1 protein-coding gene is annotated in these 277 nt (G+C 65.7%); it reads right to left on the reverse strand.

Features of this window, described 5'->3' with window-relative positions:
* Window positions 1–6 precede the first annotated feature (6 nt).
* Window positions 7–277 (reverse strand): hypothetical protein (locus P0D80_RS51615; RefSeq protein WP_408296776.1); only part of this gene is annotated, 271 nt, incomplete at its 5' end.

The raw sequence follows: 277 nt of genomic DNA on the forward strand, positions 1-277 counted from the left end.
ATTGATTCACGTGCTCACGCTCAGACTATCGCGGGCGGCCTGCTGGCTCACTCCAGGCAACCACCTGATCTGGTCCGCAAGCACGGCCAGGGGCTGGCCCCGATCGGCCACGTTGAGTTTGCGAATAGCCGCCAGCAGATTATCGAAGGCGACCTGCCTGTTCTCTCCGGGCACCGTCCAGATCTGGCCGGCGAGCGCGGCCAGAGGCCTGCCCCACCCTGTCACGTCGAGTTCGCGAACAGCCGCCAGCAGACTCTCGAAGGCGGCCTGCCGGTTC

This window comes from Paraburkholderia sp. RL17-373-BIF-A (assembly GCF_046030175.1).
Lineage (GTDB): Bacteria > Pseudomonadota > Gammaproteobacteria > Burkholderiales > Burkholderiaceae > Paraburkholderia.